Genomic DNA, 13,314 nt, shown 5'->3' on the forward strand with positions numbered 1-13,314 from the left:
ATCATGCAAATCGACCCGGGGGGCTCACGACCTGCCGTCGGGGTGCGGTGCGGCGAGCTCGAGGTTGACGTCGTCGGGGTCCTGCAGGGACAGGATCACCAGCCCGAAGGCCGGCAACGGCGTCACCTCGCCGTGTTCGACGCCCAGCTCGTCCAGGCGCCGGACGGCCTCGTGCAGCTCGTCGACCGATCCCACCGAGAAGCTCAGGTGGTCGAGCCCGACGCGGTCGGGATCGAAGCGGTCCCCGGCGGGCGCGACGGGTCGGAGCCCGAGCGTCTGGTCCGCGAACCTGAACGAGCAGCCGCCGTAGGTGCGCTGCGGGTCGTCGTGGATCGTCGGGTCGTCGATCTGGTCGCTGAAGTCGCTGCCCGGGCGCATCCCGAACAGCTCCTGGTAGAAGGCCTTGCTGCGGTGGATGTCGGTCACGGTGAGTCGGACGTGTGAAAAGCCGCGGGGCGTGACGATGGGGTCGCTCATGGCGTCATCCAACCCCCGCCTGCCGGAGCGACGACCCGCTAGAGTCGTGCCGATGGCCCCTGGGCCTTAGTGGAGGAACCCGTGTACCCGTCTCCACCTCATCCCTCGACGCGCGACGCGCACGAGGCCCGACGTGGCTGAGGCGAGCGCCGTCCGTGCGGCCGCCGCCCTGCTCGCCCGGGCCACCGGCGTGGGCAGCGACCTGTGTCGGCCCTTCCTCGACACGTTCGGCGTGACCGGAGCGGCCGTCTCCACCCTCGGTGGCCCCCTGGGCACCGGCGCGGTCTGCGCGAGCGACCCCCCCTCGGCCCGCCGGGACGAGATCCAGTTCGACCTCGGCGAGGGGCCCTGCTGGCAGGCCCACCGCACGAACCGTCCGGTGATCGAACCCGATCTCGCGACCGCCCCACCACAGGCGTGGCCCGCCGCCGCCACCGCCCTGAGCGGAGCCGGCGTCGCGAGCGTCGCCGCCTTCCCCCTCTCGTACGGTCGACTCGACCTCGGGGCCGTCGACCTCTACAGCGACGACCGCCGCGAACTGACCGACGACGAGGTCGACCAGGCCACGACGCTCGCCTGCATCGCCGGCAAGAGCGTCCTCACCCGGGCGCTCGAGGCCCTCGAGGCGGGTGACGACAGCCTCTTCCCCACCACCTTCCCCCGTGAGGTGCACCAGGCCTCGGGCATGGTCATGGTCCAGCTCGGCGTCAGCGTCGACGAGGCCCTGCTCGTCATCCGCGGCCACGCCTGGTCGAGCGGTCGAGCGCTGCGCGAGATCGCCAGTGAGATCGTGCTGCGGCGACTGGACTTCTCGTGAGGCACGACGACGGTCGTCGGCGACACGGCCTAGGCTGACGCCCGTGACCGACCGCGACAGAGAGACCCAGCTCCTGCAGACGTTCGTCACGCTCGCGGACTCGCTCGTGACCGGCTTCGACACCATCGACGTGTTGCAGATGCTCGTCGAGCGCACCACGGCCCTCTTCGACGCCGCCGACGCCGGCATCATCCTCGCCGGTTCGACCGGCGAGCTCGAGGTGATCGCCTCGACCAACGAACGCAGCAAGCTCCTCGGGCTGCTGCAACTCCGTGCCGGCGAGGGCCCCTGCGTCGAGTCGTACACGACGGGCTCGGTCGTCTCGGTCCCCGACCTCGGCGAAATCGACGAGCGCTGGCCCGTCTTCGCCGACCTCGCACGCGACTCGGGCTACGGCTCGGTGCACGCCATCCCCCTGCGGCTTCGCGACCAGACGTTGGGCTCGCTCAACCTCTTCCGCGACACGACCGGCGTCCTGAACGAGGACGACGCGACGGCCGCCCAGGCGCTGGCCGACGTCGCGACGATCAGCATCCTGCAGGAGCGCGCGCTTCGCGAGATCGACTCCACGAGGGACCAGTTGCAGCGGGCCCTCGACAGTCGCATCGTGATCGAGCAGGCCAAGGGCGTCGTGTCGTACACGCAGTCCGTCGACATGGACGAGGCGTTCCAGCGCATCCGGCGGTACGCCCGGGCGAACCGCCTCCCGTTGGTCGAGGTCGCGGCCGACGTCGTGGCGCAGCGCCTGACCGTCTGACCGATGCGCTAGGCGCAGCCCCCCGAGGCGCGTACGGTGGGCCCCGGCAGCCCCAGACCCCGGTCGCCCTCCTCTCGCACCTCGCGGAGGCGGCCTGACTGGAGCCCCCCGTGAACCCTGATCCGATGGAACCGATGCCCCGCAACCCGCTCGACGAGACAGCCACCGACCAGCTACCCGGGTGGCCGTCACTCGACACCGAAGACCATCTCGAGGACGATCCCGCCCTCTAGGAAGGGTCTCGTGGCTCCCGAGCATCGAGCCGAAGTGCGCGAGCCCAGGCGTCAGGCCGCGGTGCGCGAACGCCGCGAACGGGCCAGCACGAACGGCAGCTGCGTCTCGTCGACCACGGGGACGCCGTAGCGCAGGGCCTTCCGCACCTTGCCCGACGGACAGGCGACGTCCGCCGCGACGACCAGGGACGTCTCGGTCGTGACCGCCGGCCAGACCACCAGTCCGGCCCGTTCGAGCGTGCGCGCCAGTGCGTCCCGCCCCTGACTGAGCGATCCCGTGAGCGCGACGTGCGCGCCGGGTGCCAGCGGACCGACGTCGGGGCGGGCGAGGGTCGGCGTCCGGGGCTCGGACGCAGCCCCGAGGGACTCGTCGAGTCCCTCGATGACCTCGAACTCGTCGAGCTCGTCGTCGTCCGCCGGACGGGGTGCGCGCTCGAGCACCGACGGCACGAGGGCCGCGTCGCGTCGGTGCGGGGCGATGCCGAGCATCTCGGCCACCGCGTCCACCTGCCGACGCTCGTCGTCGGAGAGCACGTCGTGCGCCCACACGGTCGAGACGAGCGAGGCGAAGTAGCGGTCGTGCAGCACGACCCGCGACGGCTCGTCGAGGTCGAGTTGGGCGGCGAGGGTCGTGAGGTTGCCCCCCTCGGCCGTCGACAGGTACCCGTGGGACAAGGCCTTGTCGAGCATGGCCGCGTACTGGTCCTGCCGACGACCGAGGTCGAGTCGGGGCAGCAGTTCGGTCGCCCGCTCGAGGAACCTCGGCTCCGCGCCTGCCGAGGGGTCGGGTGTGAGCTCGGGCACCCGGGCGACGCGCCGACGGGACCGCCAGGCCGCGCGGCCGGGACCGTGGCCTCCGTCGTCGGCGCCGCCCGCGCCTCCTGCGAACCCGGGGTGCGGGGTGGTCCGCGGGGTCTCGGCGGTCGGCCACTGCTGCAGGGCGGCGTAGCGGCCCCAGTCCTGCCACCAGCCCGACTGGGCGTCGCCCATGCGCAGGTACGCGGACAGCAGGCGGGCCGTCGCGGTCGCGTCCGCCAGGGACTCGTGGGCGACGGAGAGGTCGACGTCGAGGGCCGCGCAGCAGTCGGCGAGCGTCCGACCGCTACCGGGCAGGTACGTGGGGGCGAGCTTCATCGTGCAGAGGGCGCCCGCACCGTCGGGCCCGAGCGGCGAGACCAGTCCGAGGCGCGCGAACTCGGCGGCGAGGAACTGCGCCTCGAAGCGGGCGTTGTGCGCGACGACGACCCGTCCGCGCAGACGGTCGCAGAGCTCGTCGACGATGTGCTCGAACCGGGGCGCGCCGCGCACGTCGGCGCTTCGGAGGCCGTGCACGTGGATGGGTCCGAGGTCGCGCGAGGGGTCGACGACGGTCTCGAACGATGCCTCGACCTCACCGTGGGCGTCGAGGTGCACGATGCCGATCTCGATGACCCGGTGGTGCCGCCCGGGCCAGAGACCGGTCGTCTCGACGTCGATGACCGCGTAGCCGCCGTGAACCATGTCATCCCTTTCGTCGCGCCGAGCCTGGCAGGTTGCCCGATGGGCAGCCAGCCCGCAATCGGGTGACACCCGTCGTGGGGCGGTCGGGGGACGCGGGCTCAGGAGGCGCGGGTCGGCGCTTCCCGTCGGTCGCCTCGTCCGCCACGATGGTGGGCATGACCGCCGCCCCCGCCCTCGTCACCGCCGCGACCGCCTCCGTCACGGCCGTCTGCCGGGTGTCCGCCCTGCTGCCCGACTCGGGCACGATCGGCGTGACCGCGATCGACAAGCGCCCCGTCGACGGGCCCGTGCACGTGCGCCCGCTCGGCCTCCGCGCGGACGTCCAGGCCGACCGCAAGCACCACGGCGGCCTCGACCAGGCGGTGTACGTCTTCGCCGACGAGGACGCGTCCCATTTCGCCGACCTGCTCGGACGCGAGGTGACGCCGGGGCTGTTCGGCGAGAACCTGCGGACGTCGGGCATCGACGTCACCGGCGCCGTGATCGGCGAGCGCTGGGCCGTGGGCGAGACCCTCGTGCTCGAGGTCACCAAGCCGCGCATCCCGTGCGGCACGTTCGCCCGGCGGCTCGGCGAGACGCAGTGGGTCAAGCGGTTCTTCGCCGAAGGGCGTCCCGGCACGTACCTGCGGGTGGTGAAGGCGGGGCCCGTCGAGGCCGGTGACCCGGTGACCGTGCTGTCGCGCCCGTCGCACGGGGTGACGATCGGAGAGGCCTTCACCGGGCTCGATCCGGACCGGGCCGAGGCCCTGCTCGCGGCCGTCGACGGGCCCGATCGCCTGAGGCTCACCGACGAGGTCCGGGGCTTCGCCGAGAAGGCCCTGCGAGGGCGCGTCCCCGCCTGAGCGCGGGGGGACGCGCTCCACTAACCTCGACGACGAGGGCCCGGACGGGGCCCGCGCCAGAGGAGGCACCCCATGTTCGAAGCCGAGAACATCCGCGACTGGATCGGCATGCCCGTCGTCGACCCCGACGGCGACAAGGTCGGCTCGCTCGAGAGCATCTACTTCGACACCGCCGCCGACCAGCCCGCCTTCGCCACGGTGACGGCCGGCCTGCTCGGCCGCTCGCGCCTGGTCTTCGTCCCGCTGCAGGGCGCGGTCGTCGCCCCCAAGCACCTCAAGGTGCAGTTCGCCAAGAAGCTCGTCAAGGACGCCCCGTCGATCGAGACCGACGGCGAGCTCGAGGCCGCCCGCGAGCCCGCCGTGTTCGAGCACTACGGCCTCGTGTACCAGACCGGTGCCGCAGGCGAACGCCGCCTCGGCCGCCGCTGACCGCGGCACCGTCTCCGCCCGAAGGGTCCCGCCGAGTCGGCGGGGCCCTTCGGCGTCCGTGGTGACGGCGGTGCGCACTCGAGTGCAGAACGTGCAAAAATCAGGAGGCGCTGGTCGGTGACCAGCGCCTCCTGCGTCCCGCGCTCGCCCCGACGCCGCCGTCACGCGCTCCGGCCCCGTGCCGCCCCACACCCCTCGCCTCGCCTCACGGCCCGTGCCGCTGCCCGAAAGGCTCCCCCATGACCGACGCCTCCGCCGCCCCCTCGACCCGCGCCTCCTCGGCGTCCTCCCCCGGGCCCGGCCCCGGCCAGCCCGCCGGCGTGCCGCGTCACGCCTGGTACGCCCTCGTCGCCCTGCTGCTCGGCATGTTCATCGCCCTGCTCGACACGACGATCGTCAACGTCGCCCTGCCGACGATCCGCACGACGCTCGACGCCTCGGAGTCGACCCTGTCGTGGATCATCTCGGGGTACGCGCTCGCCTTCGGCCTCGCGCTGATCCCCGCCGGACGCATCGGCGACCGCATCGGCCACAAGTGGGTCTACTTCACGGGCGTGCTGCTCTTCACGCTCGCCTCGCTCGCCTGTGGCCTCGCCCAGGACGACACCCAGCTCGTCGTGTTCCGCGTCGTGCAGGGACTGGCCGGCGGAATCTTCGTGCCCGCCGTGACGGCGTTCATCCAGTTGCTGTTCCCCGGTCGCTCGCGCGGCAAGGCCTTCGCCATCATGGGTGCCGTCATCGGCGTCTCGTCGGCGCTCGGCCCGATCATCGGCGGTCTGATCATCCAGGCGTTCGGCGACGAGAACGGCTGGCGTCTCGTGTTCTACGTCAACCTGCCGTTCGGCATCATCACCCTGATCGCCGCCGCGGTACTGCTGCCCAAGCGCGACGAATCGGTGCCCCGCCCCGACCGCGGGCTCGACTGGATCGGCCTCGTGCTGGTCTCGGGCGCCTTCGTCGCCCTGCTCGTGCCGCTGATCCAGGGGCAGGACGAGGGCTGGCCGTTGTGGACCTACCTGACCATCGCCGCCGGTGTCGTGCTGCTCGCCCTGTTCGGGCTGTGGGAGGTCGCGTACACGAAGCGCGGCAAGACCCCCCTCGTCCCGCCGAAGCTCTTCGCCCACCCGTCGTTCACCGGGGGCGTCGTGCTCGCGCTCGTCTACTTCGCGGCCTTCACCAGCATCTTCTTCACGATCTCGCTGCTCTGGCAGTCCGGACTCGGCCACAGCGCACTGGCCTCGGGCGCCGTGGCGATCCCGTTCGCGGTCGGCAGCATCATCAGCTCGTCGCAGAGCAACCGCATCGCGGCCCGGCTCGGGCGCGGCGTGCTGATCCTCGGCACGGCGCTCGTCACCGTCGGCCTCACCTGGATGTGGCTCGTGCTCGTGACGGTCGACGCCTCCGACCTGACCAACTGGATGCTGCTGGTGCCGCTGCTGCTCGCCGGCCTCGGCAACGGCTTCTTCATCGCGCCGAACGTGCAGTTCATCGTGGCGACGGTCGACCGGCAGGACGCCGGCTCGGCCAGCGCCGTCATCTCGGCCATCCAGCGCATCGGCTCGGCCGTCGGCATCGCGATCATCGGCAGCGTGCTCTTCGGGACGCTGACCATCTCGGGTCGGACGCCGGCCGACGTCGCCACCGGGTTCACCGACGCAGCAGCCCACGCCATGCTCGTGAGCGCGATCTTCGCCCTGGCCTCGTTCGTGCTGGTGTTCGCCCTGCCGCGTCGCGTCCCGCAGCAGCGCGGGTAGCGCCCTCCTGATGCCGCCCACGAGCGGGTGGGGCCGGGATGCGAACCCGGCCTCCTCGTTCGGGCGGCACCAAGAAACGTGAGGCACACTGCAACGATGCCCTCAGCCCTGCCGACCACAGAGCCGACCGTCCGCCCCGTCTCGACCACCCGTCGAGACCGGGTCCTGCCGCTCGACGGCCTGCGCACCCTGGCCATCGCGCTCGTCGTGCTGTACCACCTGCACGTGCCGGGTTTCGGCAGCGGGTTCGTGGGCGTCAACGTGTTCTTCGTGCTGTCGGGCTACCTGATCACCACCCTGCTGCTGCGCGAGCACGCCTCGACGGGACGCATCCGGCTCGGCCGGTTCTGGGTCCGTCGCCTGCTCCGGCTGTACCCGACGTTGCTCGCCGTCGTCGTGGTCGGAGTCTCGCTGTGGTGGCTCGTCGGCGACTACCAGGGCTCGACGCTCGGCCCCGTCGGGGCCGCCGTCATCGCCCTGACCTACTCGGGCAACATCGCCCGGGCCTTCTTCGACACCTCGCAGGGCGTCTTCGCCCCGATGTGGAGCCTGTCGATGGAAGAGCAGTTCTACCTCGTCTGGCCGCCGGTGCTCGTCCTGCTGCTCGCCGTCGCGGTCAAGCGCAAGGCCCTGGTCGCCGGACTCTCGGTCGTCGTCGTCGCCTCGGCCGTCGCGACCTGGTTCCTGTACGACCGTCCCTCGGGCAGCGCGACGCCCGACGTCTACTTCAGCCCCGTCCTCAACGTGGCCCCCCTGTTGATGGGCTGCGTGCTGGCGATCGTCCTGCGGTCCGACCGCGTGCGGGCCGCCCTGGCCGGCCGATGGGGCGCGCTGGCCACCTGGCTCGGGCTCGCCGGGGTCGTGGGCTCGTTGTTCGCCATCGGATCGGGCTGGCAGCAGAGCGTCGTGACCTTCGCGGTCGCGCTGCCCGCGGTGGGCCTCGCCTCGATGCTGTTGATCGGCGGGCTCGTCACGGCGTCGTCGCCGGTCGCCTGGGTGCTGTCCCTCGCCCCGGTCGCCTGGTTCGGACGGGCCGTCTCGTACCCGCTCTACCTCTGGCACGTCGTCTTCATCGCGCTCCTCGAGCCGTACGTCCAGGGTGCCCTCGGCGTCGTCCTCGTGCTCGCGGCGGCGATCGGCACGTCGGTGCTCTCGCACCACGTCGTGGAGAAGCCCGCCCTGAAGCTCAAGGGGCGCTTCGAGCCCCGGGAGCCGCGCCGCGCCTCCTCGTCCGTCGCGCGCGACCGCGAGCTCACGAACGCCTGACGCTCGACGGACCCGGCGTCAGAGCCAGCCGCGTTCGCGAGCGACCCGGGCGGCGGTGTGACGCGACGAGCTGCCGGTCTTCTGCATGGCCGACGACAGGTAGTTGCGCACCGTGCCCGAGGCGAGGTGCAGCCGGGCGCTGATCTCGCGGACCGAGAACCCGTCGGTCGTCAGGCGCAGCGTGTCGAGCTCGCGCTCGGTCAGCGGGCAGTCGTCCATCATCGCCGACGCCGAGATGTCGGCGTCGATGTAGCGACGGCCGCCGTGCACCTGCACGATCACCCTCTCGAGTTCGTCGGGGTCGACCGACTTCGGCAGGAATCCTCGCACCCCGGCTCGGAGAGCCCGCCGGAGCACGCCCGGGCGACCGTGACGGGTCAGCAGCACGACCGCCTGGTCGGGTCGTCCGCCCAGGATGGCGATCGCCGCGTCGATGCCGTCCATGCCGGGCATCTCGAGGTCGAGCAGCACCACGTCGGGCTGGTGGAGGGCTGCGAGCGCCACCGCCTCGGTGCCGTCGGCGGCCTGGGCGACGACCTCGACGGTGTCGCTCAGGTCGAGCAGGGCGGCGATCGACCGGCGGAGCAGGGTCTCGTCGTCGGCGAGCAGCACCCGGATCACGCCGCACCCCCACGCAGCGCCGCAGCGGGTGTCCCGGCCGCGCGGGCCTCGACCCGGAACTCGGCGTCGACCTGCCGGGTGGTCACGGTGCCGCCGACCTCGCCGAACCGTTCGCCGAGGCGGGCCAGGCCGCTGAGCCCTCGCATCGGTTCGGCCGCGCCGTCGTTGACCACCTGGACCGACTCGGGGCCGAGCACGATGGTGACCCGCTCGGCCTGGGCGTGCCGCAGCAGGTTCGTGGTGGCCTCGCGCACGACGTGACCGAACAGGTCGTCGGCCGGGTGCCCGACGGGAGGGACGCCCGTGACCTCGAGCTCGATGCCCGCAGCGCGGATGAGCTCGGTCGAGTTGGCCAGTTCGCCGGCGAGCGTGAGGGTGCGTTCGCCGTAGGCCAGACGGCGGGTCTCGGCGATGGTCTGCACGATCAACTGCTCGGCCTCGCGGAGGTGCTGGCGCGCGGCGACGGGGTCGCGGTCGAGGGTCTTGTCGGCCAGTTGCAGCTGCAGGCGGCTGACGTGCAGGGCCTGCCCCTGGATGTCGTGGAGATCGACCGAGAAGCGGTAGCGCTCCTGCATCACGGCGAGCTCGGACTGCGTCTCGCGGGCGAGGTCGATCTCGAGGTAGAGGTCGAAGGCGTACCGGTTGAGCCGACAGACGCCGTACATCGCGAGCACGGCGATCGCGACGGCCACGAGCTGGGCCACCGCCGCGCGCGGATCGTCGGCCGAGGTGAGCGCGATCGGCACCAGGGCGAGCACGAGGCCGACGACCAGCCACCGCGGGGCGGTGAGCGGCGCCGTCGTGGTGACGTAGCCGAGCGTGATCCCGAAGAAGAACAGCACCACGGGATTCTGCTCGCCGAAGGGCACCGTCAGCCAGAGACCGTACGAAGCGGCCAGGGTGGTGACGGTGAGCCACCACGGGCCTCGCCGCTCCCAGAAGAACGACTGGGCCGTGACCAGCGCGCCCACGACGCCGACGACGACCACGAGCACCGGTGACGCCCCCTCGGCGATCAGCATCGCGCCGAAGACCACCGTGTAGAACGCTGCCAACCCGACGAACGACCAGGTCACGTAGCGCCGCATGCGTGCCAGTGGTGGGAGTCGAGAGCCCGTGACGAGGCTCGCGGTACGAGCGGTCAGCGTGCGGCGGGACATGACCCCACGCTAACGGAGCGTCCTCGCGGACGGACCCGCCCGATGTCACGCCTGTGCGTGACCGATGTCACGTCGAACTGGTGGCGCCGTGGCACTACGACGGCGGCGCCGGACGCGAGATCGTCGGAACCATGACGAACTCCATCGACACCACGCCCCGCCCGGCCGTCACCCGTCACCCGGCCGACGAGGCCGACACCGTGATCTCGGCACGGGGCCTCACCTGCTCGTACGGGTCGTTCACCGCGGTCGACGGCGTCGATCTCACGGTGCGCCGGGGCGAGCTCTACGCGCTGCTCGGTACCAACGGAGCCGGCAAGACCACGACCCTCGAGGTGCTCGAGGGCCATCGAGAGGCCACCGGCGGCACCGTGCGGGTGCTGGGCAGCGACCCGACCGATCGCCGCCGGACGCGCCCCCGCATCGGCATGATGCTGCAGGACTCCGGCCTCGCCCCCGAACTGACCGTGCGCGAGAGCGTGCGGCTCGCGGGCGCCGTCTCGCGCCGCGACGACGACGTCGACCGGGTGCTCGGCCTGGTCGGCATCCACCACAAGGCCCGCGCCCGGGTCGCCCAGCTGTCGGGCGGCGAGCGCCGCCGCGTCGACTTCGCCGCCGCGGTCTGGGGCACCCCCGAGCTGGTCTTCCTCGACGAGCCGACGACCGGCCTCGACCCGGCTGCCCGCGACGCCCTCTGGGCCGTCGTCGCCGAGCTGCGGGAGGCGGGGGTCACCTTCGTCCTGACGACCCACTACCTCGAGGAGGCGGCCGAGAACGCCGACCGCATCGGCCTGATGCACGCGGGCACGATCCGCCGCGAGGGCAGGGTCGCCGACCTGACGGCCGGGAGCACGACGAGCATCCGGTTCGTCGCCCCTGCCGCGATCGACGACCTCCCGTTGCCGATCACCCGCACCGAGAACGATCTCGTGGTCGTCGAGACCGACGACGCCCAGCGCGACGTCGCGACGCTGCTGCGCTGGGCGGCTGACGCCGACCACACCCTGGCCCGCTTCACCGTGCACGAGTCGGGACTCGACGACGTGTTCCGCGACCTCAGCCGTGCCTCCTGACCCCCTCGATCCGCCGTCCTCGAAAGGACCCCTCATGACTTCCGTGACCACCGCCTCCCCCGCCTCGACGGGGCCGACCGGACCCGTCGGCACGTCTTCCTCCGCCTCGAACAGGTCGGGTCCCGTCGCCATCGGCGTCGCCGAGTTGCGGATGCTGGTGCGCAACCGCACCGTCGCGCTCTCGGCCCTGCTCTTGCCCCTCGCGTTCGGAGCCGGCGCGTTCCTGTTCGACCTCTACGGCACGGGCGGCATGCTCGCGGGCGTACAGATCGTGGGCATGGTGGGCCTCGGGGTCTACATCACCGCGACGACGACGCTGGCGGCCCGTCGACAGTCCCTCTACTTGAAGCGGCTGCGCAGCGGTTCGGTGAGCGACACCGGGATCATCGCGGGACTCGTGCTCCCCGCCATGGCGGTCAGCCTGGCGCAGATCGTGATCGTGCTCGGCATCCTCGCCGTGCGCGAACCACCGGTCAGCCCGGTGTTGGTGATCACCGCCGTGGTCATCGCCGAGATCATGTTCGCCGGATTCGCGTTCGCGACGGCCGGCTTCAGCACCTCACCCGAGCACGCGCAGTACACGACCATGCCGATCTTCATGGTCACGCTCGGCGTCGCCATCTGGTGGACGATCACCGGCGCCGACGGCCTGCTCTGGCTGAAGCGTCTGCTGCCCGGTGGCGGACTCATGGAACTCGCCGTCCTCGCCTGGAACGGCGGCGACCTGTCGGTCGTCCCGGTGCTGCTCGCCCCCACGCTGGTCTGGGCCGCAGTGGCCGTCGTCGCCGGGATGCGCCTGTTCCGCTGGGAGCCTCGCCACTGAGGTGGGCTCAGGCCTCGGCGCGCGGCCGGGCGATCGCGGGCACGCCCACCGCGACGGACCCGGGCGGGACGTCCTTCGTCACGACGGCGTTGGCTCCGACGACGCTGCCGCTGCCCACGGTGACGCCGCCGAGCACGGCGGCCCCGGCACCGATCATCACGCCGTCACCGACGGTGGGGTGCCGGCGGCCGAGCGCGCCTCCTCGTCCTTTGCCCCCGAGGGTCACGCCGTGGAAGATCGTGCAGTCGTCACCGACCACCGCCGTCTCGCCGATCACGACGCCCATGCCGTGGTCGATGAACAGGCGGGCCCCGAGGCGCGCCCCGGGGTGGATCTCGACACCGGTCAGCGTGCGGGCCACCTGCGAGAGCACACGCGCGGCGAACCGTGAGCCGAGGAGGCGCGGTGCCGGCCCCGCACGCCACAGTCGCGAGGTCACGCGGTGCGCCCACACCGCGTGCAGGCCCGAGTAGACCAGAGCGGTCTCGAGGCGTCCTCGGGCAGCCGGGTCGCGCCTCCGGACGGTGTCGAGGTCTTCGCGGAGGCGGGCGACCAGCTGCACCCTAGGCGTCCGCGAGGTCCTGGTAGAGCACCGTCGACAGGTAGCGCTCCCCGGTGTCGCAGACGATCGCGACGATGCGCTTGCCGGCGTTCTCAGGCCGCTTCGCGATCTCGAGTGCGGCGTGGATGATCGCGCCGGACGAGATGCCCGAGAGGATGCCCTCTCTCGTGGCGAGGTCGCGCGCGACGCGCAGGGCGTCGTCGAGCTGGACGGGGAAGACCTCGTCGATCTGCGAGCGGTCGAGCACCTCGGGCACGAAGTTCGCCCCGATGCCCTGGATCTTGTGCGGCCCGGCCTTGCCCTCGCTCAGCAAGGGCGAGTCGGCGGGCTCGACGGCGACGACCTTCACGCCGGGAACCTTCTCGTGCAGCACCTGCCCGACGCCCGTGATCGTGCCGCCGGTGCCGACGCCCGCGACGAAGAAGTCGATCTTCCCGTCGGTGTCGCGCAGGATCTCGGGCGCGGTCGTGCGGCGGTGGATCTCGGCGTTGGCCCGGGTCTCGAACTGCTGCGCCCAGATCGCGTTCTCGGTCTCGGCCGCGATCTGCTTCGCTCGCTCGACGGCGCCCTTCATGCCCTCGGGACCGGGGGTCAGGACGATCTTCGCGCCGTAGGCCTTCATGACGGTGCGTCGTTCGACGCTCATCGTCTCGGGCATCGTGACGATCACCTGGTAGCCGCGGGCGGCGCCGACCAGGGCCAGCGAGATGCCGGTGTTGCCGCTCGAGCCCTCGACGATCGTCCCGCCGGGCTTCAGGTCGCCGGACGCCTCGGCCGCGTCGACGATGGCGACGCCGAGGCGGTCCTTCACGCTGGCACCCGGGTTGTAGAACTCGAGCTTGGCCAGCACCTCGGCACCGCCCTCGGCGGGCAGCGAGTTGAGCTTGACGAGCGGGGTGTTGCCGAAGGCCGAGGTGATGTCGGCGTGGATTCCGGGCATGCGCGGGTCTCTTCCGTGAACGGGGTCTGTGCGGACGGATCGATGCTCATCTTAGGCAGC

General features: G+C 72.0%; 14 protein-coding genes. 8 read left to right on the forward strand and 6 right to left on the reverse strand.

Annotated features, from left to right (window positions below; translation table 11 throughout):
* Positions 1–24 precede the first annotated feature (24 nt).
* Complete coding sequence (locus AC1MBW_RS03530; RefSeq protein ID WP_054146262.1) at positions 25–477, reverse strand: VOC family protein; 453 nt, start codon at positions 475–477, stop codon at positions 25–27.
* A 133-nt stretch (positions 478–610) separates the two neighbouring features.
* Here AC1MBW_RS03530 and AC1MBW_RS03535 point away from each other — a divergent pair, with 133 nt between their 5' ends.
* Positions 611–1,294: a GAF and ANTAR domain-containing protein gene (locus AC1MBW_RS03535; protein ID WP_480025467.1), complete on the forward strand. Its 684-nt coding sequence runs from the start codon at positions 611–613 to the stop codon at positions 1,292–1,294.
* Between the two features lie 43 nt (positions 1,295–1,337).
* The gene (locus AC1MBW_RS03540; protein WP_480025468.1) at positions 1,338–2,051 is read left to right on the forward strand and encodes an ANTAR domain-containing protein; all 714 of its coding nucleotides are present in this window, start codon (positions 1,338–1,340) and stop codon (positions 2,049–2,051) included.
* 284 nt (positions 2,052–2,335) lie between these two features.
* On the opposite strand, the gene AC1MBW_RS03545 is transcribed toward AC1MBW_RS03540, so the two are convergent.
* Positions 2,336–3,784 (reverse strand): exonuclease domain-containing protein, encoded by a 1,449-nt coding sequence (locus AC1MBW_RS03545; RefSeq protein ID WP_480025469.1) that lies wholly within the window; start codon positions 3,782–3,784, stop codon positions 2,336–2,338.
* Between the two features lie 155 nt (positions 3,785–3,939).
* Here AC1MBW_RS03545 and AC1MBW_RS03550 point away from each other — a divergent pair, with 155 nt between their 5' ends.
* The 4 genes from AC1MBW_RS03550 to AC1MBW_RS03565 all read left to right on the forward strand — a co-directional run bounded on the left by AC1MBW_RS03550 (position 3,940) and on the right by AC1MBW_RS03565 (position 8,075).
* Positions 3,940–4,626 carry an MOSC domain-containing protein gene (locus AC1MBW_RS03550; RefSeq protein WP_480025470.1) on the forward strand — a complete coding sequence of 229 codons (687 nt, stop codon included), beginning with the start codon at positions 3,940–3,942 and terminating at the stop codon, positions 4,624–4,626.
* Between the two features lie 72 nt (positions 4,627–4,698).
* Positions 4,699–5,055, forward strand: a complete 357-nt coding sequence (locus AC1MBW_RS03555) for a PRC-barrel domain-containing protein (protein ID WP_043596802.1) — start codon at positions 4,699–4,701, stop codon at positions 5,053–5,055.
* Between the two features lie 239 nt (positions 5,056–5,294).
* Positions 5,295–6,809, forward strand: coding sequence for an MFS transporter (locus AC1MBW_RS03560; protein WP_480025471.1), 1,515 nt, complete (start codon positions 5,295–5,297; stop codon positions 6,807–6,809).
* Between the two features lie 96 nt (positions 6,810–6,905).
* On the forward strand, positions 6,906–8,075 hold the full coding sequence (locus tag AC1MBW_RS03565; RefSeq protein ID WP_054146256.1) for an acyltransferase family protein: 1,170 nt from the start codon (positions 6,906–6,908) through the stop codon (positions 8,073–8,075).
* Positions 8,076–8,093: 18 nt separating this feature from the next.
* On the opposite strand, the gene AC1MBW_RS03570 is transcribed toward AC1MBW_RS03565, so the two are convergent.
* A complete protein-coding gene (locus tag AC1MBW_RS03570) occupies positions 8,094–8,696 on the reverse strand; it encodes a response regulator transcription factor (protein ID WP_480025472.1) in 603 nt (200 codons plus the stop codon).
* Positions 8,693–9,856, reverse strand: a complete 1,164-nt coding sequence (locus AC1MBW_RS03575) for a sensor histidine kinase (RefSeq protein WP_480025473.1) — start codon at positions 9,854–9,856, stop codon at positions 8,693–8,695. The genes AC1MBW_RS03570 and AC1MBW_RS03575 overlap by 4 nt, the downstream gene beginning before the upstream one ends.
* A gap of 131 nt (positions 9,857–9,987) precedes the next feature.
* On the opposite strand from AC1MBW_RS03575, the gene AC1MBW_RS03580 reads away from it, so the two are divergent.
* Both AC1MBW_RS03580 and AC1MBW_RS03585 read left to right on the forward strand, forming a co-directional pair.
* Positions 9,988–10,929 carry an ABC transporter ATP-binding protein gene (locus AC1MBW_RS03580; RefSeq protein WP_480025474.1) on the forward strand — a complete coding sequence of 314 codons (942 nt, stop codon included), beginning with the start codon at positions 9,988–9,990 and terminating at the stop codon, positions 10,927–10,929.
* Between the two features lie 34 nt (positions 10,930–10,963).
* The gene (locus AC1MBW_RS03585) at positions 10,964–11,752 is read left to right on the forward strand and encodes an ABC transporter permease (protein WP_480025475.1); all 789 of its coding nucleotides are present in this window, start codon (positions 10,964–10,966) and stop codon (positions 11,750–11,752) included.
* 7 nt (positions 11,753–11,759) lie between these two features.
* On the opposite strand, the gene epsC is transcribed toward AC1MBW_RS03585, so the two are convergent.
* The gene (epsC, locus tag AC1MBW_RS03590) at positions 11,760–12,314 is read right to left on the reverse strand and encodes a serine O-acetyltransferase EpsC (protein ID WP_480025476.1); all 555 of its coding nucleotides are present in this window, start codon (positions 12,312–12,314) and stop codon (positions 11,760–11,762) included.
* A 1-nt stretch (position 12,315) separates the two neighbouring features.
* The gene (gene cysK, locus AC1MBW_RS03595; protein ID WP_480025477.1) at positions 12,316–13,254 is read right to left on the reverse strand and encodes a cysteine synthase A; all 939 of its coding nucleotides are present in this window, start codon (positions 13,252–13,254) and stop codon (positions 12,316–12,318) included.
* Positions 13,255–13,314 lie beyond the last annotated feature (60 nt).

The sequence above is a fragment of the Frigoribacterium sp. AP1 genome (assembly GCF_056680555.1).